This is a genomic window from Haloarcula halobia, assembly GCF_029338255.1.
In the GTDB taxonomy this organism is placed as follows: domain Archaea; phylum Halobacteriota; class Halobacteria; order Halobacteriales; family Haloarculaceae; genus Haloarcula; species Haloarcula halobia.
In genome coordinates this window covers 14,723-40,692 of sequence record NZ_CP119788.1, presented here as the reverse complement: position 1 = coordinate 40,692, position 25,970 = coordinate 14,723, and the positions used below count along the sequence as shown (strand labels likewise).

The following is a 25,970-nucleotide window of genomic DNA, read 5'->3' as shown; positions in this document are numbered from 1 at the left end:
GGCCTCGTGTGAGCAGAATCAACAAAGAAGTGTATAATGCGGAGGGACAACTTCCGCACCTCATCCGTACTCAAGAGTTCGTCGCCGACTTGGAGTCAAATAGAGAAAAAGATAATTCCGAATATCATGTTCCAAATCAAATCGATTCGGTATCGTTTGAAAACGTCTGTTTCAGCTACAGCGAGGGTACTGAACAAATCACAGACATATCATTCAACGCTCAGCGGGGCGAGTTTATAGCATTTGTCGGTCCATCCGGGGCAGGAAAATCAACGATTCTCTCGCTACTTGCTTCGATGTATGAACCGGATTCGGGGAGAATAACAGCAAACGGAAGAAAAATTCAATCGTTTGACCTTGAGCAATGGCGGTCAAGTATTTCGGTCGTCAGACAAAACCCATATATTTTTAATAAAACATTACAGGAGAACATAACTATTGGCCGTAGAGATGCCACCAAAGAAGAAATTGATCGTGTCTGCGAGATTGCACAGGTGACTGAATTCCTTGAGGACTTACCAGAGGGCTACGGTACTCATCTCGGAGATGACGGGGTCAAATTATCCGGTGGTCAGCGACAGCGAGTCGCGCTTGCTCGCGCACTGCTGAAAGAAGCGGACTTAATAATACTCGATGAGGCAACCAGCGATCTTGACACGAACATCGAAGATCAAGTCCACAGCGCAATCGAGTCAATGGAGCGTGATGTGATACTGATCGTTGTGGCCCATCGTCTGTCAACGGTTAGAAACGCGGATGTAATATACGCCCTCGAGGACGGCCAGATCTCCGAACGAGGAAGCCACTCTGAACTACTGAACCAAGATGGAATGTACGCCGAATTGTACTCGGCAGAGCCGGGTTAGCTGTGTCTAATTGCGATTCAAATTCGGTAGTTCCCATCGAGTCAACCGATAGCCACGATTGACGAGGTTGGATTTTCAGAAAGCGTCTATATGGGTGTTGTGAAGTTTCTGTACCATCCAGACACAGTTCTTACGGCCTCTGACCTCGAAAACTTAGCGCTTGGTCTCCTCTCGGAGATTCCGATCCCCGGAGTCGAAGACTGCGCCTTCGACTCCGGAATCATCCACGACACCCTCCTTCACGCCGCTGTTGAGCAAGACTTCATCAAGGCGATCACTGACGCCACGCGCAACACCAATTCCGATGATTACACGCTCACACAGCTCCACACCATCGATCCAACTGAGCTGGAGAGATCGTCAACCGACTTCCCGCTGAACAGGCGACGATGATCCTTGGCCCTCTGCCGAGGATCATCTGCCTTGACTTCATCGACATCCATTACCACGGCTGTCCCTACTACGACCCGGCTGAACTCTGTCATACGACTCCCCGCGATGGCACCTCCCAGTGCCATCGCTACCTTGCTGCAATCACGCTCTGTCCCGCGAAACCGCTGATTGTTGCCGTCACACCCGTCCGCAGCGACGAGCCAACGAGTGACGCGGTCGATCGCGTCATCGACCGCTTCACGGCTCTCCCCTTCGAGGTAGACGCAGTCCTCGCCGATCGAGGCTTTGCGAACGCTGCCTCAATCCAGCGGTTGCAGACGACCTCTCCAGTGATTCTACCGGTCATTCGGCGTGGGAAACGTCTTGCCGAGAAACTGGAGACGAGAGTGTCCTACTGGACAGAGTATGTGATGTACGCGGGAAGCGAACCTCCCGTTCGCTTCCCGCTGGCGGTCTGTGTCTTCTACCAGCAAGAGAAGCGCGGGAAACACCTCGTGCGGGCGTACGCGGCGTGCGAGCAGGGTGCTCGCACGCCAAAGGAAGTCGAACGTCTCTACCGGAAGCGTTCAGCGATTGAGACGAGCTCCGAACGATGCAGGAGGCCCGAGCGCGAACAACCACGCCTGACCCGGTCTGGTTCCGGTTCAAGGTCTTCCGTCGGTGGATCGCTCACTCGCTTGACGAACGTTTCGGGCGGCTCTGGGAGGCACCAACGAACGGTGTTGGGATTCCGTCAACATACCCAGAGCTGGATGCGGGCTAACGACGCCCGCATCCAGCGCACGCCACGTCCGTGAGCGAGAGCCTCGCCTGCATTATGGCAAACGGCAGTCTCACGGATGTGAGACTGACCTCACCAACAAATGCACGAGCGTGAGCGGACGTTCTCAGCCGTCACAGGCTCTCAGATTCAGTCATTGCTCGGGAACGATGGAAACGACCGAAATTAGTAGAGCTAGCTACAAAGGCATCCCCAACACATTGATATAGTTCCGAGCGAAATCAGCGGTACCAGAATGGGTATTAAGAGTGTGTTCGTTCGCCACTTCCAGTGGCTATACTACGGTCTATATAATACGGTATTCGTCGCCAAAGATCTTCGTTATCTATTTTCTTGTTGGTCATCGAAACGTTTGCCACGATCAACATCATTTCCACATCCGATAGGTATCGTAATCGGAACAGGGAGCCCAATTGGGGAAAATTGCACGATACTCCAGAATGTTACTATTGGAGTGAAGAATCCATCAGATACGCAATCACCAAAAATCGGAGATCGAGTTTTTATTGGCAGTGGAGCAGTTATCCTCGGTGATATTGAAATCGGAGATGGGGTAGTAATCGGGGCTAACTCGGTAGTATTGTCTGATGTTCCTGAGGGGGTGGTAATCGCCGGATCCCCAGCAGAAGTCGTGAGCAAGCAATAGTGAAGTCCTTAGTGGCTTGAATCCCTACTCCGCTCCCTCAGCCTTGGCATTCTCTGCTAGTTCCAACTCCAAAGGGTGGATGCGCCCTGTAGCCGAAAATATAATTATTATTCAATTATCATCTGGCTGCGAATCTTGTTACATGCACTAGTTGGCGACGAAGCGGAGCCAGAGCGATCGGTTGACGGCTCATCCGTCAATTAGTCCCGTAACAGATCACAAACAGTCACAGTGAAAGTTCAGTCATGTCTACGATGCTGAATTCGTTTGCAATCGCCTTATAACAATTTTGGAGGGATGAATAGCTTATTTCGTCGTTGAGTCGTTCAGAATTAAAACCTAATTGGAATTTTTGATTGTTTAGGTGGGATTGCAGGATAACTCCGGTTGCCCCATCAATTACTGCTTTCGCCCGGTTGTGGAGATATTTGTGCTCGGATTCCTGATACTGATTAAAATTAACGTCTTCATTTGCAAGCAATTTTCCGTAGCCATAATATTCTGCAAATACTCGCCTTTTGCCGAGATCGTTTACGTTTAGTCCATTCGTCAGAAACCCATACAAATCCCGAAGCGCTACGTTATTTGATTCAGTTTGAGCTGGAACGCCGGGTTCGTGAATAATAATCGGGACACGGAGTAGCTTTTCCCAAATACCACACTGGTGGCCCTGCATACCGTGTTCCCCAATAAGTTCCCCATGGTCGCTAATGAGAATGAAAATAGTGTCCTGTTTGTTGGTCTGAATCCATTCCCAAAGTAGCTTCAGTTGAGAATCGAGATACCGGATTGAAGAGTCATACAGAGCGCGCGCTGCTCTGATTGTATCATCGTCTTTCTCTTCCCACCGAAAACTCTTTCTATTCCTACCGATCCGGTAGCCGTCAGCCAGTTTTCGTTTAGCCTTGACTGGATCAGATACGAATTCAGTAGCAAATTCATCTGGCGGGTCGTACGGCATATGTGTCTCCATAAAATTCAGGTAAAGGAAGAACGGATTATCGGTTTGTTGCATCCATTGTTTAGCCCTCTTGATGGTTACTCTAGCACCCGCGTCGGGGAAAGGCGACAAGGGATTTTTCCCTAATTTTAGCCTGGTTGCTTTTTCAAGGGAAATGAAGTCACGTTTCCACCACGCTTCTCTGACCAGCGTTTTTATTTGTTCAGATGGAGACGGCTGACCATCAGATTTGAAGAGGGCCTGAAGTGCAGGATAGCCGACAAACTTCTCAAAATCTTCGATCTCGGTATGTTTGTCCCATCCGGTAAAACCAAACTCCGGAGTGATGAAGGAGTTGTTTGTGATACCCATAGTCTCGTATCCTTGGTGTTGCAATTGCGTAAGGAGGTCACATCCAGTCAGGTACATTGTTTCGGTGGTGAAATTATGTTCATGTGGCAAATTGCCCGTGAAAATGGAGGCATGGGACGGACCAGTAAACGGCGCATTCGCGTAACCCGAATCCGCAACCCAGCTCTTTTTTATAAGTTCTGAGATGAATGGTGCAGTCTCACGATTATAGCCGTAGTATGGAAGGTGGAATGCCGACATCGTGTCAGCCACAGCGAGTACAATATTCTTCCTAGTCATTGATTAAGCAAATAGAGAGACCATCAAAAGCAGTTCGAATTATAAGTTTCGAGTAAAGAGTATCAGTCATGGGAGAAAGAGTCGAAGTAGAGGAAGCCGTTTATACTGTTCTAGCAGAACGTGCGGGACAAAAAGACATGCCGACCGGTGAATATATCAACCAGCTTCTCTCGGAGATCGCGGAGAAAGTAAAACCAATCGTTCAACGTGAGCGGGTCGAAATTGACTCAGAACCAGACATCGAGGAACGCCTTCGGGACCTCGGATATCTCTAAGCTTAGATGTAGGCGCGTATAGTCGCTAGATGTCCGTTCTATCGGTAAAGATCAAGTAGTATCGCCGCAGTTCACGCAGCAAGCGCTATAATAGGGCCCTCATAGCGGTTGGCAGGAATCAGTTGGGAACGATAGATCAGGCGACTGGAAGCTACTGTCGATATCGGACATAAGCAACCGGAGCTATCGCTCTCGGACAGTCTCGCTTCGCCGAAGCGAGGCGGTCAACCGATGACATCTCCGTACTCTGGCGGCAATCCCACGCCGTTCGTCCGGTACTCCTTCCGCCATCCGAGTTCGTCGTCCAGTTGCTGTTGGATCCCTTGGAGGAACCCATCACGGAACGGGTGTCTGTCCCCAGATTCAAATATATTTGAGTTTGGTGTTTCAACAGTCAGGCGTAATTATGCCGGCACAGACTCCTGGAATTAGAATCCAATGAAATGAAAAAGCACAATACAGGAAATCGTCAACATCACGAGTAGATGGTGGATCCTGTTGTTCTTCTCACCGTGGACTCACTCACTGCCGGACACATGGGCTGTCTCGGATACGACCGGAACACCACACCTCGATTGGACGAACTCCGCCGCCGGGGTACTTTGTACACGAACGCCGTCGCCCAGAGTTCCCATACACGGGAGTCGATGCCGTCGTTGTTCTTCTCACAATATCCATCCCAGCTCCCGATATTGGTCCAGTACCGGACGATCGCGAAACTATCGCTACGGTTCTATCTGACAGCGGATTTACGACTGCTGGGTTCCACTCGAATCCGTATCTATCCCGTGCATACGAGTTCGATAAGGGATTCGACGTGTTCGACGATTCTCTGTCACTCGCACAGAATCGTCTTGTGACGTTCTTCCATCGCGTCGTGAATCATTTTCGGACCGAACCGTATACTCGTGCTGGTGACCTGAACGAACGGGCACTTGAATGGCTCGACTCGGAACCGAACCGTCCCCGATTCTGTTGGGTCCATTATATGGACCCACACGGTCCGTATCAGCCTCCGGCATCGTTCCAATCACACTTCACAGACAAATCTATCGGGAAGCGGTCAGCCAAACGGCTTTGGCGACAGATGGTCGACAACCCCTCGTCACTCAACGCAGAAGATCGCGAACTGCTGGTCGACCTCTACGACGCCGAGATACGGTATACGGACGCGATGATTGGCGAGTTTATTGACGGACTCGCAGACCGCGGGTTGCTGTCAGACGCGCTCGTCATCGTCGCCGCCGACCACGGCGAGGCATTCGGTCAACACGATGTTTACGGCCATCCCCGCCACCCTTATGAAGAATTGATTCACGTACCACTATTCGTGCTTGGCGGTGGATATCCAGCGGACCAGCGAGTGGACCAGCCGGTTGAGAACCTTGACATCGGCCCAACGATACTGAACTGTTCGGGCTGTTCGGTTCCGCCGACCTTTTCTGGTGAAGCGCTCCCGAGAGAGAGTAGCGAGTACACCGATGTAGCACCCGTCGGTATCGCGGAGTGTCGCGGGGAGAACGATGCTAGGGACACACGGCGGGTCGCCGCTCGGTCAGCCAGATACAATTATCGGATCGAACTGGACGACGAAGACCATGTACAGACGAGCGGACTCTACGACCGGCAGTCGGACGACCCGAAAAGGGATGTAAGCGACGACGCACCGGACGTTCGTGCGCACTTCGATGACCAGATCAGAGAGCACAACGACTCAATTCAAAACGCCCGAGTAACAGCCGGCGAAGAAATCGAGAGTGAGCTGTCTCACAACGGCTTCGTGACCTGGGCTACAAGTGAGTCCCGACGCATGACGGGATCTAGTGCGGAACGGCCCAGAATCCTCCAAGTCAATAAGTTCTACTCGCCTCATATCGGTGGGGTTGAACAGACAGTCAAAGCGACCGCCGAGGGTTTATTCGAGCACGGATACGATGTACGGGTGCTGGCCGCCCAGTCGCAAGGGCGAGGCCAAGAGGACAGGGTAAATGGCATTTCGGTCTGTCGGACCACGAGTCTCGGCACGTTTCGCTCGGTCCCGCTCGCTCCCACGTTTCCGGTTCGTTTTAGGCAGGAGGCGACGGTTGCAGACCTGATTCACCACCACGTCCCAAACCCGATCGGCGTCATCTCTCACCTACTCGCGGCACCGCGGGACGTTCCAACGGTCGTCACGTATCATAGCGATATCGTCCGGCAAGCACTGGAACTCAAACTGTACGCTCCGCTTCTACACACGTTTCTGGATCGTGTCGACTGTATCTTCGCGACCTCCCCAAATATGATTGGTAACTCCGAGTTCCTCAAGCAATATGAACACAAGTGTAGGGTGGTTCCCTTGTCTATTGAGACGTCGAAGTTCGGTCAGTACGAGGGGGCGAGTTATGACCTCCCAGGCAAACCAGGCAAGCGGGTGCTATTCGTCGGGCGCCTCAACTACTACAAGGGAACCGAGTATCTCATCGACGCCATGCGCGATATTGACGCGACACTCTTGATCATCGGTGACGGCGAACGCCGGGACGAACTCGAAGCACGTGTCCGAGACCACGGGCTGACCGACCGCGTTACGTTTCTGGGCCACGTCTCTGAGGAAAGCTCCACTACTGTTACAACACGGCTGACGTCTTCGCCCTCCCGTCGGTTGAAGCAAGTGAAGCGTTCGGAATCGTACAGTTGGAGGCGATGGCGTACGGGATGCCGGTCGTCAATACGAGTCTTCCGACAGGCGTGCCGTGGGTCAGCCAGGACGGCAAAACGGGAATAACCGTGCCGCCACGGAACTCGTCGGCCCAGCGAAGGCACTGGATCGACTCCTCTCTGACCCCGAATACCGTGCGGAGCTTGGGGCGAACGCTGCGACACGTGTGAAAACAATGTTCGACCGCGAGACGAGAATCGACACTATTGCCGCCGCGTATGAAAATATTCTTGCCGCATCCCCGACCGAATAATGCTGTTTACCGATGCCAGTAGACGTTTAAGCCAGCACCGACGCCAATCAGTCCTGGAACTTTGTTAGCGTCGGCTATTCGATAGTAAGAACAATATCAAGCGGATAAATACGTATTGCTACTGGTATGAACGTTGAATCTGAACTCTCGGAGCGGCCGGTTTTCGTTACAGGTGCAGATGGGTTCGTCGGCTCTCATCTGACCGATACCCTCGTTGAACACGGTGCCGACGTCCACGTTTTCGTTCGGGCCACTTCCAGTGGCGAGCTCAACAATATCCGCCATCTGATGGATGATATTACCGTCCACCGTGGTGACCTCAGGGACAAAACCTCCGTCCACCATGCTCTCTCGACGTTTACCGACCACACCGAAACGCTTGTGTTTCACCTCGGGGCACAGGCCCACGTTGGCGAGTCGTGGGACCGCCCCTACGAGACTGTCGACACCAACGTCACTGGAACACTCAATCTCCTCCAGACCATTGTCGACCTTGACCTCGACATCGCGAAGTTCGACACCGCAGGCACGAGCGAGGAATACGGGAACGTCAAAGAGGAGATGACTGAGAAACATGACTACGAAGACGACGGCCGCGTCCTCCTCAGCGAGCGGTCGCCGGTCAACCCCACGAGCATCTACGCCACGTCGAAACTCGCCGCTGACTTCCTCACGATGAACTACAACGACGCGTACGGATTGCCGGCGGTCACGACGCGGATGTTCAACAACTACGGCCCCAGACAGAACCCTCGCTACATCACGGGTACAATCATCACGCAGGCGCTGAGCGGGACATCGTCGAACTTGGGAACCTCCAGCCAAAGCGGGACATGTGTTACGTCAGCGACGGTGTTCGTGGGCATCTCCACGTCGCACTCGGTGGTAACCCTGGTGAGCAGTACGTCTACGGCTACGGTGAGAACATCTCAATGCGTGAGTGGACCGAGACCATCCTCGACGTAGGCAACGAACACGATTACTGGGAACGTCCAGACATCGTCCAGGACGAGGACCGGTATCGCCCCGGTGACAGTGACGTCGAAGAGTTGCTGGTCGGCTACGAGAAACTCCACGAGAAAACCGGCTGGGAGCCGCAAGTCTCCTGGCGTGAGGGCATTCGAGAGACCATTGACTGGTACGCGAACAACAAACCGTCGTGGTACGGTCGGGTGGACTGGCGATGATCCACGACTTCTGGGACGGCCGGTCAGTGATGGTGACTGGTGGCAGTGGCTTTCTTGGCAGCCACCTAGTGGAGGAACTGCGCACGCGCTCCGACGATGTTGATGTATTCATCCCCCGAAGCGACGAGTACGACCTCCGTGAGCGGGCTGCAATTCGCCAGGCATTCGTCAAATCCGGAGCTGACACTGTTATTCATCTCGCGGCAACCGTTGGCGGCATCGGCGCGAACCGAAAGAATCCAGGACGTTACTTCTACGACAATGCCGTTATGGGTATCGAACTCATGGAGATGGCCCGGCAGTTCGACGTCGAGAAATTTACCATCTTAGGAACGATCTGTTCGTATCCGAATCACACGGAGGTGCCATTTTCTGAGGAGGATCTCTTCGACGGCTATCCGGAGGAAACCAACGCTCCCTACGGCATCGCAAAGAAGGCCCTGCTCACTCAGTCGAAGGCCTACCGGAAGCAGTACGACTTTAATAGTATCTATCTAATGCCGGTGAACCTATACGGGCCTCGTGACGATTTCGACCTCGAATCTGCCCACGTTATCCCAGCTATTATCCGCAAGTGCATAGAGGCCCGAGATCGCGGCGACGATTCAATCACCGCCTGGGGATCCGGTGAGCCGACGCGTGAGTTCCTCTACGTGACTGACGCCGCACGTGGCATCCTCAACGCAACCGAAGAACTTGACCGGAGCGAACCGGTCAACCTCGGGAGTGGTGCGGAAGTCAGTATCCGTGATCTCGTCGAGACCATCGCGGAGCTGACGGATTTCGAGGGTGACATCGAGTGGGATACCTCGAAACCGGACGGACAGCCTCGACGGAAACTGGACATCAGTCGCGCCAAGGAGTATTTCGACTGGGATGCCAAGATCGATTTCGAAGAGGGTCTCCAAGAGACAATTAACTGGTACGAGTCTGTCCGAGATCAACATCCAGCCGGAGGTGTACAACTCAATGGGTAACTCTGGCAACGGCGACAAACCCCCTGGTAATCCAGGCTACATTCCACCAGAGGACTGGTAGACTGTTGTCTGCTCGGTTCCAATGGTCTCAGTTTGGTCGTCCTGGCCGACGATGCCGTGGTGCTGACGAAGCGGACTTACGAGCCAGCCACTGGCGAGTGGTCTGTCTCAGGTGACTGGGTCAAAAGAGAGCGGTTCCGAGGGACCATCCATCAGATTGTAGGCGCCGATGTTACTATTGAGCCCTCTTTGGGCGCCTACGATCACCCCGATATAATGTCGGAATGGGCGATACTAGCGGGATAAACTACGTCCCCAATGGTTTGCGTCTGAACTCAAGGAGGTTCGAAGATCGACGAAAGAACTCAATTTTGAGCAATTTAGAGCCGTTTGTGTTTGAATAGGTGAGCGATATCGGTTCGGCGTTAGCGAGCAGATCACCTCACTTTATTCGGATTATACGGTGCTACTGAGTCTCTCCATTTCGAAGCTTTCGAGGGGTCCAATCCTCCGACTTATCGAGTCTGGACGGCTCAATATTGGGCTTATTTCCTGATCCTGCGTTCGGCTCTTCTACCCATCTACTCCAAAATAGAAGGCTATTCAAAAATATATTAAATATATAAAATAGAATGCTATTCAAACTATTTACCATAGAATTAAGCCGAGAGGGGAGATATTGGTGAATAGTATGAGTGGGCCAAATAGCGTGAATAGAATAGATACTACAAAAAGCCCAAATGTCCCATACAACTCGGTACGTACCGACGGGAACAACCGTGCTGTTTCGGTCTGTATGCTGAAGGGGGGCGTGGGCAAATCAACGGTTGCAGTCAATTTGGCACGCCAGTTGGCTGCACAAGCCCACAATGTTCTCCTCATCGACCTCGACCCGAACGGCCACGCGTCCGTCGGTTTAGGGTTTGACGATCAATATCACAACACGGAGGAGACAATCGGCGACGTCTTCTTCCATGATGCCGACCCAACTTCTGTCGTCTATGATACCGGCTACGAGTTCGATATCCTTCCTTCGAGTGAAGACTTAGAACAGGTAGAGCGGGAGATCGTCGTTGGTGACGTGTTCCAACCCTCTGCGCTGCTCAAGCGGGAAGTCGTCGATCCACTTCTCGGGGACACATACGATTACATCGTCACAGATTCGCCGGCCTACCGGTCCCGACTCACAGATAACGCGCTGGTCGCGACGGCGAACCTGGTCCTTCCCCTCGCACCCGGTAACGAGGCGATGGCCGGTCTTGAACGAACCATCGAACGACAGATTTCACCACTCCGTCAGCATATGGACGTCGACGTCCTTGCGCTGGTTCCGAATATGCTGAGCGGTCGTATCGACCAGCAGACCCAAGATCGGCAGCTGCTCGAACGGCTCAACTCCCATGATAGCCTCCAAGACCGCATCCCAAATTTCGCACGAATCACGGACTGGGAGGCCGTCGACGCCGGCGACCTCAAACCCTCACCAGGCATTCGGGACCGTACTAGCATTACGAAGGCCTACGGAGAGCGCAAACCACTTCTGGACTACGATCCAGACTGTGACCAGTTGAAGTGTTTCGACGAATTAGCACACATTGTCAAGGCAGGGAAGGTGGTCCGCCATGACTGAGGATGATCCGTTCGCCGATCTTGGAGAGACGCTAGAGGATTCACCGGACGACGAACCACAGGACATGGATGAGGCACCTGAATCAGGGACAACCGAGGAAACGGCTTCTAAGGAACCGGTCGAACGACGGGATCCGATGACCGATACTGCGTTTAGCTACGAAGCCGCCAAACAGCGTCCCTTCTACGCCCGGAAGACAACGATAGAGGACTTCGATTCCTGGCTGAAGTACGAACTGGAACGCGAGCTCAACCAGCAGGGCTACCAGAACATCGTAGTCCGGGAGATGACCGATGCCCTCTTGCGGACAGTCGTGGAAGAAGACCTAGTGGAAGAAGTGAGTGAACGGTTCGAACAAGCTCGAAAATCTGCTTCTCCAGAATCGAATAGATAGTAAGCTATTCTAAAATAGATATCTATTTCAGAATCGTCTAAACATCGGGCCCAAAGTGGCTGGATTCTCCGCTTTGTATGGCGAGCTAAGTCAAGACCTCAGATTAGTGGCGCTGCGAATGACAGAACCCGTGCACGGGATTGTGATCGGTGAAGTGACCGGTGGGGGACAAGTTGTCCCCCGATGTGACAAACCGGTCAGATCCGGTTGCGGCTGCTGATGACAGCCGCGACCGACAATCAGTCGACGAGCATCGAGAAAATATCGATCCGCTCTCGATCGGGAAACTACCGTTGACAGAGCAGGCCGCGGTGGTCGTCGACGAGACGACCGTCGCGGCCGACCTCGTCACCCAACTCGAGTACGACCGCTACACCCACGAAGATCCCGTCCCCGACTGGCGTCCCGCCAAGCCGTTCGCGGCGATGGTTGGGGCACTCCTCTTGCAGGAGTTGGAAGACGCGTCCGATGGCTGGCTCCATCGGACGCTCGATGCTGACCCCGAACTTGCCGCTAATCTGGGCTTCGAACCAGACAATCCCCCCTCACGGAGTGCGATCTCACGCGCCTGGAGCGGACGGCTTGCCGAACTGCGCTCGACGATCGAGACGAGTGCTCGTCAGATCCAGCAGTTGGCCGCTGAGCGCGGTAGTCCAATCGGAGCACCGTACGAAACCAACGCTTCGGAGGAGCCGACAGGCTCCTCGAAGCGCACCGTCAATCGTCTCCTTCGCCGGAAAACCAGGGACCTGCTGGACGAACTCCAGACAGTCGTGTTACCTGCATTCGAGCTCGATCGGCCCGACGATCTAGTCTACGATGACGAAGAACTGCTAACCCTGGAGGCCTGTCTCGGAGTGACAGGCACCGCCGCCAACGGCGGTGCCGAGACCTATGGTGATTTCGTCAACCCAGATCCGGCTCTCGACGACCCCTTCTACGAGGACGGACCGAGTGGCGAAACACTGCTGGAGGCGATCAAAGACCTTTCTCCGACGGACATCGCTGAGATGGTCAACCAGGGCGCGGCCCGCGTCTTGACGCGGGCCAAGCCCCGTCTGGAGTTCGAGACACCGGTCATGCTGTCAATCGACATCACCTACGTCGCCTTCTACGGAGAGCGCGAGGAACTCGTTCGTGTGCAGGGTGCTCCTGAGGACAAATCCTACGACTGGTGCTACAAGTTTGCGACCGCGAACGTTGTCGGGGACAACGTTCACTTCGCGGCCGGAATGCTCCCAGTCGGCCACGCTGACTACCACGATTCCGATGCGTACCCTGGCAAAGACAAGAGTTACCGAGTCGGCGACGTCGTTCGCCGACTCGTCGATCACGTCAACGATGTCTGTCGGATCCGTATATGACGGCTGTACGCCGATCGTGAGTTCTACGCGACCGACGTATTCTCGACGTTGGAACAGCGAGATCTTCTACGTAATCCCGGCACGGCGCGATGACCGCGTCAAGCGGTTCATCGCGCGCATGAACGAGGACGTAGACGGCAACAAGCAGGTGACAGTCAAACACGACCACGCTGTATACGGGCCGGTGAAACACGGTGGGACGAAGAGTAGCACCGAGACAACGCTCGTCGGTCTCCCGCCAGACGAGGACCGCGAAGAGCCGCAGGTGTTTGCGACCAATCTCGACGTCAACGACGAGATTGGTCTCGATCGGCGGTGGGCGAAGAAACAGATCAACCGCTACAGCCGTCGAGGTGGCATCGAAACCGCCTACAGCAAGATCAAGGAGTTCGCACCGTGGACCACCTCGACGAACTTCTCGATTCGGCTGTTTCACTTCGGATTCGCGGTACTGTTATACGATCTGTGGTTGCTGGTGGACTTTTTGGTCCAGACATTGATCGATGTCGTGGAGTTTCGCACGAAACCGCGGGTGACGGCCCCGCGGTTTCGTGCATTCCTTCGCCGGGAGGTGAGCGCATTGCTGTAAATCCCGGTCCGTGGCAGCCCTTCGTGAGAGGCATCACTGTCAAAGTCGACTGATTTGCCCGGTCTCTCCTGTCCGACCGCTACTCACCACCGCTGAGTAGCGGTCGTAACTTCTTGATCAGCTGGTACACTGGCCCGACTTCCACCGAGAGAGGTGGTTCTCGTGCACGGATTCGGCGGCATTCGCAGCGCCACAGATTAGCATTGATATAGCAATATATAGTTTACACACAAGGATATCTCGTTTCTAGAAGTTAATACGCCAGAATTCGGCACTTCGAGTGAATACGCGTATGGTCATGATTAGTCGAGTAATCACAACCAGTTTGGAGTACCCCGCCGCTGTCGGGTAAGCACGAATGCCGCAATCGACTCAGAACGGCGCTTCCCCAGGGTAAAGCCGCTGGAAGCGTCTTCCGGTTTCGAATCTCGGAATGATCTCGAGGTCCGCTTCCTCGACGGAAGTCTTATTATGAATTACCCATAATTCGTAATAGAGATGGCGAAATCACCGTCCCGGTCGGGCCGACCACCGATTCAGCAGCTTCAGACGGTCGTCGACCTCCTCGAAACGCCGACACTCGCTCGGTTGTACGCCTACATCTTGCAACACGGCCCAGTGACTGTTTCCGGGATGGTCACCGAACTCGGCATCCCACAGGGGACCGCTTACGACTACGTTCAAAATCTCGAAACCGCTGGCTTAGTGGAGAAAGCCCGTGAGCAGCGCCCGTACGAATACGATGCCGAGTCGATTGCACTCACGCTCTCGACGGACGGCGAAACGCAAACGATTACGCCAGGACTAATCGCAGCCGTTGCTCGCCGCGAAGAGGACGAAGACATCGATGTCTACATCGAGCGCCATGGCCTCGACGGTCTCGCCGTCGCGCTTGAATACGCTTACGAGTTCGTTGACGGAACGGTCAACCATCGGATTGCGGCCCGGGAACTCGATCTCTCACCGCTGGAAGCAGAGATTATTCTCCAAGCGCTGGAGCCGGTTGCGACCGAGTACGCCGACGCGGCTGCATGACAACCGTCTACATCGCCGATACCGGCGTCTTTGTACGGTGTGGCGGCTCGGACAAGGACAAGTTTCAACGACTTCGTCGGGCACTTCGACAAGCAGGTGTCTCGTTGCGTGTCCCGCAGCGCGTCTACGAAGAGCTTGGGGGCGATCCGGCAGCAGACGAGTATCCCTCAGGGAATATTCCCTATCCCGATGGATTCGAGGAGGGATGGATTGTCGTCGCCAACGAACTCGACTACACCAATCCACTCGTTTCGACGGTGATGGACAAGGCACGTCGTTTCATCGCCAACGAAACCGACCGCGACGAAGACGTCATCGAGAAAGCTGACACGGCGCTCGTTGGACTTGCGGCCCAGGTCCTCGACACAGAGGTGGCCGACCACGTTGTTCTCTTGACGACCGACAAACCGGCGGGGCAGGCGGCAGAAACGCTCCTTTCACAGCACGGCTTCAGTGACTGTCTCGAATTTCGGTACGTCAGCGTCGCGTATCTCGAAACGCTCACAGCCGACGAATTCCGGTGACCACCTCCTGTAATCCGATATAGAGCGAAAGACCTCAATCTATATCGAGATACAGCGTGAACGGTAACGTATGACCGAAGACGAATCGAACTCCAGGGATCTGATGGAGCGCCAGACCACGGGTGAAGACCGGGTGAGGATGACCGCCCGGCAGCTGTCGGAGCCGCGGACAGCCAACTGGATCGCCTCCGAAGCGGGCTGGTCACACGAGCCGACCAAGCGTGTCCTCGAACGGCTCGTCGATGATGGCATCCTCCATTGTGACGAAAGCGGTACTCATACGACGTACTACCCAGATTACCGACGCCAAGCGATGCAAGAGGCGATGCGGCTTCGAGACAGCGGACACACTGTTGAGGAACTCACGGACCGTCTCGCCGATATGAAGGCGCAGATTCGCGATTGGGAGGGTGAATTTGACGTCGAGTCGCCAAACCACCTTCGCGGAACGCTCGCCGAAGAGTCTCTCGACGCCGACGAAGAAAGCCGTCGCCGTGAGATTGCACGCGAGTGGGAACACCTCCAACGGCGCATCGAAATCGTCGGCTTCGCCATCCGTGAATGGGATTTCCTCACTCCGACAACAGAGCCCGCTGAGGCCAGCAGCTGACGGATGTCGGTCCCGCGTCCAGGTAGTGACCCAAACGCAAACCTCTGTGCCCAGATGAAGCGAGACGTCCTCGGCCGTGTGCCACAGATTACGGCGGTCGAGTTCGTTCCTGATGATATCGAGGCCAAGCAGCTGCAGGCACGGTTTGATCCAGCCCGTCTCGATCCTTCGACAGGGCCTGAATCGCCGGAACTGTCCATCAAGTGGTATCGACAGGAGCCACACGATTGGTTCCGGGTCAACTACACCAACCCAAACACGGGTTTTCACGCTGGCTGGCACCAAGACGAGGACCATCCCAATCTCGGGAGGACGCATTTCCAGTACTCCGCCGTCGACGACGAGGACCGATGGGGTATCACGTTTGAACACGAGACTCCTTCGCTGATCCTTTGGGAGATTGTCGAAGCACTCCTCGAGGATGTCCGTCCGAATATACAGTGCGCGAACGAGGACTCATGATACCGAAAGAACGCGAGAATCAGTCACTTACGAGTTCCTTCGAGCGCTATCTGCATGATAAGGGGAAAGGCCGCGGTGGCGACGGCGGGAACTATCGACGAAACGCCGCTCGCGAGCTGAGCGGTTCGCCGAGTGGGCCGCCGGCGACCGGGGTGACAACGACTGGACCGGGATCGTCCCCAGCAATCTTGACCGCGACCCCACCTTCGAGGATCTCGACGAGCGTGTCTTCCGGGAATACGCTCGACACCTCGCCGGAGATCGGGGACTCAAACAGACCTCGGTTCAGACCTACAACGCGTATATCTCAGCGTGCTTTGGCTGATTCTGCCTGCTGTCGTGCACCAATCGATTCCCCACGACCATGATATCGGGACCTGTGATGCACGGCCGACTGAGTATGCCTACAGCTGTACGTCAGCGCTGAGTCCACATTCGATTCGCCGTGGATCAATCACGTACCATTTGCAGTCCGGTACGCCTGAGCGTGTTGTCAGTGATTGTATGAATGTCGTGGACCGTCATTACGATCAACAGACAGAGCGTGAGAAGGTGGAACAGCAGCGTCCCTATCTGCCTGAGGAATCGGTCTACATCCCTCACCCTGACCACGCGTCTCTAACTGACTGTGAACGGTCTTCCTTACGCTGACGTTTGGTTCGTGGGTCGTAGTGCTTCCTAATGATTTTCGTCGACTGATCGAATCGATTCGATACCCAGTTGCTCACCGATAACAGATCGATGTTTGAGGTACTCAACGAGTGCTGTCTCGTGGTCCCACCCGTGGAGTTCTTTCAGCACGAACAGGCGAAAGAGCGTGTTCATCTCGTAGCGTGTCGAATTCGCGTAGCGATCGTGAGGATCGAATCGAAAGTAGGCCAGCGGAACCGTACAGACGGACAGCTCAACGGGGGTATGGGCGTCGTGATCGAACCACGCTTCCGACACAGTACGAAGGTCCGACTCCAGTCCAGTTAGCGAACTCCGGTCATACAACGGGGTCGAGTCGTACGCCGGCCACTCGACGTGCGATTTCCGAGCGATCCGACGAAAGACACTCCGGCGAGACTCACTGGTTGGTGCCACTGCGAGACACTGGACATTTCACAGCCAAGAACTCGTTCTCTTCGACAGACCGTTGCGAGATAGATGTGTTCACGGTCACACTAATCAGGCGTTTCGAACTCCGAGATCGTCCGATACGGGACGTAGTAGCCGATCTCATCGATCCACGTCGATAGCCACTCGTCAGCAGTGGCTTCATCGATCTTCCCAGCATCGATTGCAGCCAACAGAACCCCAACCGACCCGACAACGGTCACGCCCTGGTCTTTCGCAAACGACCGGGCATCGCCGTCGTCTGTCAGCAGTCGACCGTCGTGTGCGTCGGCGAGGGCGAACGCCTGTGCTTCCCCGGGGTCGAGATGTCCACCAACAACGGCTTCTCTGTTTGCGACAGTATCCGAAATCGTCGCAACTTGGATTTCGTCATCAAGCGTATCGAGTGCTTCCTGGAGATATGGGTGATTATCGACGCCGTTTTCGAGCTCCTCACGAACGGCTGGTACCGTACAGATTCCAGAAAGGTCAGTAACTATCCACAGCTGATCGATGTACGCAAAATTCGAGAGAACAGTCGTGTTCAAGACGCTTGGGTTCGCTGGGAGATCGTTACCTGTCATTTAGCACGTGGCTCCTCATCAGACGAGTCCTCATCATCGAATTCGAGTTCGCGTGCTGCCTCTACCTCGTAGGCTGCGTCGTCTTCGTCAACGAGCCCGAGGCGAAGTTCAACACCGTGCTCACGGAGGATGTCACGCATCGTCCAGCGGTCGACAGCAGCGAGTCTCGCAGCATCACCGAGTGTGATCCGCTCGCGTTCGTAGAGGGCGACCGCAGCTGCAATCCGTTCGTTCTCGTGGTCCTCGAAGTATTCACGCACGAACTCGCGCAACGCATCGCTCTTGCCCCCGAAGACACCAGCCTCGACAGCACCCTCAATGAGGAGGTCGAGGTCATCTGGGTAGGAACCGGTAATTCGTGCCATCGTTCTCTCCAAGACTACGACTTCATACTATTTATGAACTGCGCCAGACTGCCATATGCATTGAGATGACCGGCCTCAACTACTGTGCCGTGTGACGGAACGCAGATCTGGTCGTGAGGAGAGTCGAACAAACCTCCCAATCCTTGATTTCTGTACCCAAGTGTTCACACACAGGGGAACAACTTATCAAACCGGCCCGTGTATCTCCTGTTATGAGTCAGGAATCGCTCGACGATACGATAAAATTCCGTGCTGGCCCGCTCAAAGAAGCGGCAACCGAACTGGATTCCGTCCATCTGGGCGGCATCAATATCAGCGAACTCGCACGTGAGGGGCTAACTGAGATGCTTCGACGATCGATGACGGACGACGACAAAATCGCGATTTACGAGCGCTATTCGGCAGGTGACCTCTCTGAGGACGCTGCTCGGGTGCTTCTCGGTGACGAACTTGACTTCCTCGAAGAGGATATTGACGCCTTCCGTGAGGCTGCCACTGACGACACCAGTGACTACCTCGTCTAAATGGCTACCGATACACGGTATCCGATCCTCGTCGACACGGACACGCTGATCGCTGTTGCGAATAGCTCCTTGTGGACTCAAATAACGAAACACGTCGGTCTCACGACGACGAACGTCTTTGACATCCTCCCCGCGCTGAAGCGCGAGGATTCCCACGTTGGGATATTCTAGTCTACGGGACGACCTGTTCTTGTGGGACGACTCGCCCCGTTGATTTGTCGAACAGGCGTACCGATGGCTGTGCCAAGCAGCCGTTACTCCTATCCTTCGCAGGACTCGGAGTTACCGTCGATCGCATATTCTCCGCCGCGTTCAGGTCACTATTAGCGAGCAGATCACAATTCTCACAGATGTACAAGCCGCGCTCGACACGATTCGAGTCGGCTTCAGTCCCACACTCGCAGCACGTTTTCGACGTTTTCAGCGCTGCTTCATCGACACGCTCGACGTCGATGCCGCGTTCTTGGGCCTTGTACTCGATGTGGCTGAGCAGCGCCTCGAACGCCCAGTCGTGCAACCGCTTGTTCCCGTGCCGTCCCCAATCTTCATCGTCGCGGATGTTCTTCGGGTGGCCCACCGCTATCGTTCCCACGTCACGGTCAGCACACTGTTCTACGATGTCTTTTGAGAGGGCGTGCAGGAAGTGGTCCTGTCGCCGGGATTTCGTCTGCCGCGCCCACTCTGCTTTATCGCTCGGGCCATCAGCTCCTTCCGTCTCGTATTCCTCGCGGCGGAAGTAGTGTGCGTCTTCTTTCAGAGCGTTGCCCGGATACAGGAGTGTCTCGTCACCGAGAGAGACGGCCGCAGTGTTGCAGATGCCGAGGTCGATACCTGCGGTTCTCTCGCCGGGTGTTTCGGGCGTCTCAATCCGCATCTTGCAGACGAAGTGGAGCCCACGCATCCCCGTTCCAGACAGCACGCACGGTCTGGACGCTCTCGACAGCGTCGAGCGTCTGGTCGTCTGTCTGGAGCGTGTATTCGCAGAGGATATAGTCTGCGGCGTACCGGGATTCCTTCATGTTCGTGCCTTTGGAAAGCCGAACACGGTTGTACTGCGTATCGAGTTTGAAGCCCTGATTCTTCCACGTCACGGTCGAGCGTGGGCGTTCGTCGCCATGTTTGCGGTAGCCGGGTGGGTTCGCGTCTGGATCGTCCTGTTCATACCACGAGACGAACGCTTCACCGAGTTCCTGAAGAACTCGTTGACTGGATTGTGAGTGCAAATCCGCATAGCGGTCGTGGTCTTTGAGGTACGAACAGAGTTCATCGGCGTCTGGAATGTGGTCAATAGCATTCCAGACGCGCGAGATCGTCCACCGGCCGACGTTCCACAGTTTACTGGCAGCGAAGCCATGCGAATCGAGGTCCTCAGCGACTTGCGAGTGATTCGTCACACTCGCTTTGAGTGTCCGTGTGACGACCCGATCCGCCATATGTAAGCATGGTCTGTTTGCTTATATAAAAGTTGGGCGTCACTCCGTGGAATATCCAGCCGTGGCTCCCAGCGTGGCGTGGTCCCCAGTTGTCGGCTTCATCCCCGCCGTGAACAGTAGACGCCGAATCAAATCGAGGCCGGAAGAGGGTAGTTTCCTCCGACAGCTCAGTTGAGGCGATTCCAAAACGGAAACTCACAGAACAGAACCGGAAGATCGGGGGACCGCCGCCGCTCGGCGGCGGTCCCGAGCGTTGCCACTCAGTTGGGGTGTTCTGACCGGTCGTCCCGGTCGGTGTGACTCAGCCGCTAGCCGTAGTCCGTTGGGAGGACGAAAAGCCGGAAGATTCGGGTCGAGAGGGGCGGTTTCTTCGGAATCGTTCCACTCGAGAGAAGGACGTTCGCCAACACCCACAGGTTGTACAGAGAGACCGCGAACAGGAAGTAGAACAATCGGACCGAGAACGTCGGCTAATCAGGAGTTCGGAACGACAGATTCTGTGCATGAGACGGGCGGCTAACCGGAGCGGCTCACCAGTGTTGAAAGGATGTCACAGAAGACATCCGAGTTCGAGCCGGCCATCAGGCGGCTCGAACGCCAAGCTGCCGAATTGATACACAAAGACACCGATCTCTTGACCGCTGTCTGCGGATTGACGTTCAGCGATACACCCATCTCTGGCACGGCTGCAAACGAATGGGACGCTCAATACGAGTATCGTCCGATGATACGGGCGTTCTACTGCAAGGAACTCGCGGGATTCGCCACCACGGAACTGTACGAGTATCTCGCCGACGCCGAGCGTGCCAGCACGCTCGGCTTCGACCCCAACCAGTTCGCTCCAGACAAGATGGCCCCAGGCCGAACGACGCTCGGCCGCGCATGGCGTGATCGCTTCACTGACCGGCTCAAGTCGTTCATCACACAGTCCGCACAGCGTATCCTCGCGGTTGCCCACGACATGGGCAATCCGCTCGGAATGCGTGCACTCGAACCAACCGACAAAAGCAACTCTTCGAACCGGACGGAGCGTCGCTACGTCACCGAGAAAGCCAAGGACGTGACGGATGCACTCTGTCAGATTGTCTTCCCTGCGATCGATCTTGACCGTCCCAAGGAGGGAACGCAGTATGCCGATACTGCGTTCCTCGATCTCCAGAGTTACCTCGGGCTAACTGGAACAGCTGCCAACCAAGGGAGCCAAATGTTCGACGAAGAAACGACCCGTGAGGCTGGTGGTCCTGCTGGTGATACGCATCTCCAGTACATCAAGCAACTCGACGCGATGGAGATCGCGTCGATGGTCAACGGTGCGATTGGTGAGATGGTATGGGCTGCTGAGCAGTACTATTCGATAGATCGCCACGCCGACGTGGCGATCGACATCACCTACGTCGCATACTACGGTGACCGTGATGAGTTCCAGATGAGTACCGGCGCTCCACCGAGCAAGTCCTACTCGTGGTGTTACAAGATGGCGACGATTTCGGTCGTTGGTGAGGAAGTGAAATTCACGCTCGGGATGCGGCCGCTGCGCGGCTACATCCCTCGGAGCGTCCTCGTTGAGAAACTTCTTGACATAGCGAGTGATCATGTCTCGCTTGGAACGGTGTATGCCGATGCCGAATTTGACGGCATCGGCGTCATCAACGCGCTTGAAGAGAAGCGTCTCTCCTACTTGATCCGAAAGTCATCGGACAACCGCGTTGATCGGTTTGTCGCCGCCATGGATCACGAAGTAGCAGTCAAGCAATCCCACGAGATGGAGAAGACGAGTGGAGGCGAATCTGTGACGGTCACCCCGACCCTGGTCGGGGTTCCTCAACTCGGAAGGAAGATACGACGGTGATGTTCGTGACGAATCTCCAGGTGAGCGATGGTACGAAAGCAGCACGCGGGCGTACCCGCCGCATCATAGGGCGGTACGCCCGCAGGTGGGGAATTGAGAACAGCTACAAGTCGATCAAAGATTTCCTGGCGTGGACAACATCACGGAACACGGCTGTGAGGGTGTTTTACTTCGGATTTGCGGTGATTCTCTACGATATGTGGTTAGTCGTTGACTTGCTGGTACAGATCAGCCTCGATATTGAACAGCGGTTGAAGCCGCGCGTGCCTGCACGAACGTTCCTGAATATCGTGCGCAAGGAGATGCCTGTGACGTGGCGTTCCGCCGGGCGGAACGCCGACTCGTGAGAGATATCTCTACGCAATCTGGCTATTTTCGCCGCAATATCAGTCGAAATTGACGGATCAGTTCGCTGTTCGACCGAACGGACGACAGATCGACATTATTGTTGTGGCCTGTTGCCGAAATTCACCGCTGCTCATCAGTTGTTCATGCACATTCCGAACACCTGCCTAGCGCCCGGGTCAACACGCCCCTCCGTACTGGCGAGACTGACGGTCGCCATGAATTTCTCGTCTCGTCCATCACCGCCTACCCGCATCACTGCTCGAACAACCAGCTCAAGCCGGAGTTCAACATTCTCGTCGTATCTCGGCGAGCGCTCTGTGATTTGAATCGGCAACTACTGTAAACGGCGGGATTCTCCTCGAAAAATTGTATAGGCGAAGATGGTAGCAAGCGGAAGCTCACTCTTTAGGGGTGGGAGAATGTCAATGACGACGTCGGCTACTTCGAGAGAACACTATGGACCAGAATAGACCCACGGGGCGAACGCCATTGAGTTCACTCACCGCCTCGTTCGAGCGCTATCTCCAGGACAAGGGAAAGGGTCGCGGTGGCGACGGAGGGAACTACCGGCGGAACGCAGCGCGAGAGCTCGAACGGTTCGCCGAATGGGCCGCCGGCGACCGTGGCGACGATGACTGGACCGGGATCATCCCCGAGGACGCCGACCGCGAACCAACCTTCGACGATCTCGACGAGCGTGTCTTCCGGGAGTACGCTCGACACCTCGCCGGAGATCGGGGACTCAAACAGAACACGGTCCAGACATACTACGCGTACATCTCAGCGTGGTGTGGCTGGTGTGTCAATGAGGGCTATCTGGAGGCCCACTACGCACAGCGAGCAAGCGCGATGGCACCGCTTCCTGAGGACGACGGCCGCAAGCCCGGAGACCAACAGGCCTGGACGTCCGAGCAGCGCCACGCGCTCACCCGCCACGTCGACGAGGAGGCACGTGAGGCCATCGAGGCGTACACGACCCTCCCCGACGACGTGGATCCGCTCAACAAGCAACGGGCTCGCTACGCGGCACTGAAAGCCGCCCGCGACCGGGTACTCGTGTTCGTCCTCGCGTACACCGCCGTCCGCGTGGGTGAACTCCTCCGTGATCCAGATGATCCACGACGCCGTGGTATCAGATGGGAAGACATCAACCTCGAGGACGGGAGTATGGACGTCTATCGGAAGAAACAGCAGTGGGACGCCGCCTCTCTTCCTGACCCAGTTATCTCGCCGTTACGGAGCTACCGCAAACTGATGGACCCACCGTCAGAGCGGTGGCCGGTGTTCCCGACGTTCGACCAGCGAACACTCGGAGAACTCCTACAGAAGGAGCTAGCCGACCGAGGGGAACGCCCGAAGGCAATCGACGAACGACGTGAAAAGTACGCTCGTGACCTCCTGCTGGCACTTGACGAAGACATCCAGCCGCCCTCGATCACGACCGGTGGAGCACGGACGATTCTTCAGCGACTTTCAGGAACAGCGGAAATCGATATCGACCATCCAAAACACGACTATCTCGCACCACACGGCGGTCGGCGAGGGATGGGCGAAGTTCTCGTCCGAGCATTCGGCTACACGGTTGCGGCCCGATATCTCGATAACTCCGAAGAGATGGTTCGCGAGCGCTATTCCCACATTGAGGCGGGCGAGCTGGGTGATGTAGCGACAGAAGCACTCGACGAATACGATTCTCTGGTATCCGGTCAAGCATCGCGGTCAAATCGTCGTTGAACGACGTTCGACGCGCCCATCGGTTACCGCAACGGCTTCTTTCTCTTCCAGTCGTGTCAGGATCTCCTGTACGTCCGCTGCAGACCAATCAAGCTCCTGTTGCAGGTCAGCCATCGACTTCGGTTCGTCAAGCGCGTGCAGCACTTCGAGCTCCTCGTATACGCGCTCGGTAATCTCCGCCACGGGGTCGTGCAACGACGTCGTCACGTTGTGTTGTTCGGTGAGATCGGTCAACGCTTCGTTGACGTACGTTACGAACAGCTCTTGCTCCAAGAGATCGACCTGCGTCTCGAGTTCCGCTTCGACGACATCGAACTCGAGGCCAGTCTGCATCAACGAGAACATATCCTCGATGTCGTCCACCCGACCGGCGACCGCTTTGAACAGGAAGATGTCTTCTGGACTCACGAGTTCGACCACGAGATTTCCTGGGTCGAGGTATCGCTCGCTTCGCTCACGGATGCCTGGAGACAGAATCAGTTTGCCGATCACCTGTTTGTTGAAGACGTCGATTCGGCACCCATCATCGTTTTCCAGGATTCGCTGGGCACCGAGCTCTTCGTACTCTTCGTCCGGCTCCCGGACGATATCGTATCCCAGCTCAAGTAGCACCGCTTGTAGCTGACTCAAATCGTCGCCGGAGGTGACGATGAAGTCGATATCTTTGGTCGTCTCTTTGAGTCCGCGAAATGCCATCGACCCACCGCCGATCAAAAAGACGGTGAGTGGGTTGTCCAGCTGCTGGCCGATGCGCTCGAGTTCTGAGCGAATATATGCGCTGTCGAATCGCGCCCTCATAGCGTCACCTCGTACTCATCAGCGAGCCTCCTGAACGTCCTCCCACTCGGGAAGTCGGGACGTCCGCTGGGTACCGCTGGTTTCGAGATACGTGCAGAGGTCGTCGACGATGTCCTCGACGCTGTACTTGGTGGCTTGGGCTCGAAGTTCGTCGCGGTCAATGTCGACGTGACTGAGCAGGAGCAAACAGTATGACTGCGTTCGTGCGCCCAAATCGATCACGAGCATGTGGCAGCACAACATCTCCGGGGAGAGCTCGGTCGTCGTCTCCGAATAGAGGTAGTGTCTGCGGTCACGTGTCAAGAGTGGGAGGCCGTATCGCTGAAACTGGTCTGGGCCTGTCGAAATGAAGTGCTCGTCGGTGATCTCGGTCGGCGTCTGCACAAGGAACTCGTCGAGAGATTCCCACAGAATCCTGTACGTGTCGGTCTGTTCTTCGACAGTCTGGCGGTGGACATGATGGGCAGCTTCACGAGCGAATGTACTCAGCTGTTCGAAGCCGTCGTTCAGTGCGTACGCCCCGTTGTCGGTTTGGTAAACGAGTCCGCGATGTTGAAGCGGGGCAAGCGTACGGTGGACAGTGCTTCGGTGGACGTCGGCGCGGCGTGCGAGTTCGGTCGCAGCCCGTGGGGTATCGAGGTAGTAGCAGACACGGAGGGCTGACCCTGACAACAGTTCTGGCCAGTCGATGTGTGAATACTGCTGGGTAAGGTCCGTGAGTAACTCGAGTGCCCTTGCATCCGACAGCCGTACCTGATTTGTTTTCCCCTGTCGGCGGGCCTCGACGAGGCCAGCTGTTTCGAGCCGTTTGACGAGTTCGGAGGTGTAGCTGAGACTTCGATCGAGATTCGTTGCAAGGTCAGAGACCGTCTGCTCACCATGGAGGGCAGTGAGGGCGCGAACCTCGCCTTCTGTGAGCATACTGTTGCATACTAGCGAAGTAATATATAAATAACTTC

General features: G+C 55.4%; 21 protein-coding genes and 8 pseudogenes. 21 read left to right on the top strand and 8 right to left on the bottom strand.

All coding sequences use genetic code 11. The annotated features are described in order from the left end of the window. Positions 1-8 precede the first annotated feature (8 nt). The 4 genes from P1K88_RS18335 to P1K88_RS18535 all read left to right on the top strand — a co-directional run bounded on the left by P1K88_RS18335 (position 9) and on the right by P1K88_RS18535 (position 2,686). Entirely contained in the window at positions 9-866 is an 858-nt protein-coding gene (locus P1K88_RS18335) for an ABC transporter ATP-binding protein (protein ID WP_336407615.1), read from the top strand. Positions 867-956: 90 nt separating this feature from the next. Next, on the top strand, positions 957-1,259 hold the full coding sequence (locus P1K88_RS17860) for a hypothetical protein (protein ID WP_276414240.1): 303 nt from the start codon (positions 957-959) through the stop codon (positions 1,257-1,259). After that, entirely contained in the window at positions 1,256-2,056 is an 801-nt protein-coding gene (locus tag P1K88_RS17855; protein WP_276414239.1) for a transposase, read from the top strand. The genes P1K88_RS17860 and P1K88_RS17855 overlap by 4 nt, the downstream gene beginning before the upstream one ends. A 219-nt stretch (positions 2,057-2,275) precedes the next feature. After that, complete coding sequence (locus P1K88_RS18535; RefSeq protein ID WP_379786819.1) at positions 2,276-2,686, top strand: serine O-acetyltransferase; 411 nt, start codon at positions 2,276-2,278, stop codon at positions 2,684-2,686. Between the two features lie 226 nt (positions 2,687-2,912). Here the strand turns inward: P1K88_RS18535 and P1K88_RS17850 are convergent, their stop codons facing one another. After that, complete coding sequence (locus P1K88_RS17850) at positions 2,913-4,277, bottom strand: sulfatase-like hydrolase/transferase (RefSeq protein ID WP_276414238.1); 1,365 nt, start codon at positions 4,275-4,277, stop codon at positions 2,913-2,915. A gap of 68 nt (positions 4,278-4,345) precedes the next feature. Here P1K88_RS17850 and P1K88_RS17845 point away from each other — a divergent pair, with 68 nt between their 5' ends. The 13 genes and pseudogenes from P1K88_RS17845 to P1K88_RS17780 form a co-directional block, all read left to right on the top strand. Further along, on the top strand, positions 4,346-4,552 hold the full coding sequence (locus P1K88_RS17845) for a hypothetical protein (RefSeq protein WP_276414212.1): 207 nt from the start codon (positions 4,346-4,348) through the stop codon (positions 4,550-4,552). A 485-nt stretch (positions 4,553-5,037) separates the two neighbouring features. Beyond that, positions 5,038-7,423, top strand: a pseudogene (locus P1K88_RS17840) (sulfatase-like hydrolase/transferase). 209 nt (positions 7,424-7,632) lie between these two features. After that, positions 7,633-8,693, top strand: a pseudogene (locus P1K88_RS17830) (GDP-mannose 4,6-dehydratase). Further along, positions 8,690-9,670, top strand: a complete 981-nt coding sequence (locus P1K88_RS17825) for a GDP-L-fucose synthase family protein (RefSeq protein WP_276414237.1) — start codon at positions 8,690-8,692, stop codon at positions 9,668-9,670. Before P1K88_RS17830 ends, P1K88_RS17825 begins: the two are co-directional and overlap by 4 nt. Positions 9,671-10,361: 691 nt before the next feature. Continuing rightward, entirely contained in the window at positions 10,362-11,300 is a 939-nt protein-coding gene (locus tag P1K88_RS17820; RefSeq protein ID WP_276414208.1) for a ParA family protein, read from the top strand. Then, on the top strand, positions 11,293-11,694 hold the full coding sequence (locus tag P1K88_RS17815) for a DUF7970 domain-containing protein (protein WP_276414236.1): 402 nt from the start codon (positions 11,293-11,295) through the stop codon (positions 11,692-11,694). The genes P1K88_RS17820 and P1K88_RS17815 overlap by 8 nt, the downstream gene beginning before the upstream one ends. A 161-nt stretch (positions 11,695-11,855) precedes the next feature. Beyond that, on the top strand, positions 11,856-13,058 hold the full coding sequence (locus P1K88_RS17810; RefSeq protein WP_276414235.1) for a transposase: 1,203 nt from the start codon (positions 11,856-11,858) through the stop codon (positions 13,056-13,058). Continuing rightward, positions 12,964-13,647 carry a hypothetical protein gene (locus P1K88_RS17805; RefSeq protein WP_276414234.1) on the top strand — a complete coding sequence of 228 codons (684 nt, stop codon included), beginning with the start codon at positions 12,964-12,966 and terminating at the stop codon, positions 13,645-13,647. Before P1K88_RS17810 ends, P1K88_RS17805 begins: the two co-directional genes overlap by 95 nt. Positions 13,648-14,145: 498 nt before the next feature. Further along, entirely contained in the window at positions 14,146-14,682 is a 537-nt protein-coding gene (locus P1K88_RS17800; protein ID WP_276414203.1) for a DUF7437 domain-containing protein, read from the top strand. Then, entirely contained in the window at positions 14,679-15,206 is a 528-nt protein-coding gene (locus P1K88_RS17795; protein WP_276414233.1) for a PIN domain-containing protein, read from the top strand. The genes P1K88_RS17800 and P1K88_RS17795 overlap by 4 nt, the downstream gene beginning before the upstream one ends. Positions 15,207-15,276: 70 nt before the next feature. After that, complete coding sequence (locus tag P1K88_RS17790) at positions 15,277-15,816, top strand: DUF7342 family protein (protein WP_276414202.1); 540 nt, start codon at positions 15,277-15,279, stop codon at positions 15,814-15,816. A 3-nt stretch (positions 15,817-15,819) separates the two neighbouring features. Further along, positions 15,820-16,278, top strand: a complete 459-nt coding sequence (locus P1K88_RS17785) for a hypothetical protein (protein WP_276414201.1) — start codon at positions 15,820-15,822, stop codon at positions 16,276-16,278. Next, positions 16,275-16,600, top strand: a pseudogene (locus P1K88_RS17780) (site-specific integrase); the annotation flags it as partial. The gene P1K88_RS17785 and the pseudogene P1K88_RS17780, both read left to right, overlap by 4 nt. A gap of 380 nt (positions 16,601-16,980) precedes the next feature. On the opposite strand, the pseudogene P1K88_RS17775 reads toward P1K88_RS17780, so the two are convergent. The 3 genes and pseudogenes from P1K88_RS17775 to P1K88_RS17765 form a co-directional block, all read right to left on the bottom strand. After that, a pseudogene (locus P1K88_RS17775) lies at positions 16,981-17,364 on the bottom strand (transposase); the annotation flags it as partial. 80 nt (positions 17,365-17,444) lie between these two features. Continuing rightward, entirely contained in the window at positions 17,445-17,960 is a 516-nt protein-coding gene (locus P1K88_RS17770) for a PIN domain-containing protein (RefSeq protein WP_276414232.1), read from the bottom strand. Continuing rightward, positions 17,957-18,325 (bottom strand): UPF0175 family protein, encoded by a 369-nt coding sequence (locus P1K88_RS17765; protein ID WP_004966860.1) that lies wholly within the window; start codon positions 18,323-18,325, stop codon positions 17,957-17,959. Before P1K88_RS17765 ends, P1K88_RS17770 begins: the two co-directional genes overlap by 4 nt. A 212-nt stretch (positions 18,326-18,537) precedes the next feature. On the opposite strand from P1K88_RS17765, the gene P1K88_RS17760 reads away from it, so the two are divergent. Continuing rightward, entirely contained in the window at positions 18,538-18,849 is a 312-nt protein-coding gene (locus tag P1K88_RS17760) for a DUF8065 family protein (RefSeq protein WP_276414200.1), read from the top strand. Beyond that, positions 18,850-19,020, top strand: coding sequence for a hypothetical protein (locus tag P1K88_RS18610; RefSeq protein WP_473092256.1), 171 nt, complete (start codon positions 18,850-18,852; stop codon positions 19,018-19,020). 1 nt (position 19,021) lies between these two features. On the opposite strand, the pseudogene P1K88_RS17755 reads toward P1K88_RS18610, so the two are convergent. Together P1K88_RS17755 and P1K88_RS18530 are read right to left on the bottom strand one after the other, a co-directional pair. After that, a pseudogene (locus tag P1K88_RS17755) lies at positions 19,022-20,282 on the bottom strand (RNA-guided endonuclease InsQ/TnpB family protein). A gap of 308 nt (positions 20,283-20,590) precedes the next feature. Then, a pseudogene (locus P1K88_RS18530) lies at positions 20,591-20,752 on the bottom strand (transposase); the annotation flags it as partial. A gap of 77 nt (positions 20,753-20,829) precedes the next feature. On the opposite strand from P1K88_RS18530, the pseudogene P1K88_RS17750 reads away from it, so the two are divergent. Both P1K88_RS17750 and P1K88_RS17745 read left to right on the top strand, forming a co-directional pair. Then, a pseudogene (locus P1K88_RS17750) lies at positions 20,830-22,478 on the top strand (transposase). A gap of 490 nt (positions 22,479-22,968) precedes the next feature. Then, positions 22,969-24,213 (top strand): phage integrase SAM-like domain-containing protein, encoded by a 1,245-nt coding sequence (locus tag P1K88_RS17745; RefSeq protein ID WP_276414197.1) that lies wholly within the window; start codon positions 22,969-22,971, stop codon positions 24,211-24,213. Here P1K88_RS17745 and P1K88_RS17740 read toward each other — a convergent pair. Together P1K88_RS17740 and P1K88_RS17735 are read right to left on the bottom strand one after the other, a co-directional pair. Further along, positions 24,199-25,011: a DUF6036 family nucleotidyltransferase gene (locus tag P1K88_RS17740; protein ID WP_276414196.1), complete on the bottom strand. Its 813-nt coding sequence runs from the start codon at positions 25,009-25,011 to the stop codon at positions 24,199-24,201. The two genes, P1K88_RS17745 and P1K88_RS17740, sit on opposite strands and share 15 nt — an antisense overlap. Continuing rightward, positions 25,008-25,932 (bottom strand): annotated as a pseudogene (locus P1K88_RS17735) (winged helix-turn-helix domain-containing protein). The gene P1K88_RS17740 and the pseudogene P1K88_RS17735 overlap by 4 nt, the downstream one beginning before the upstream one ends. Between the last annotated feature and the right edge of the window lie 38 nt (positions 25,933-25,970).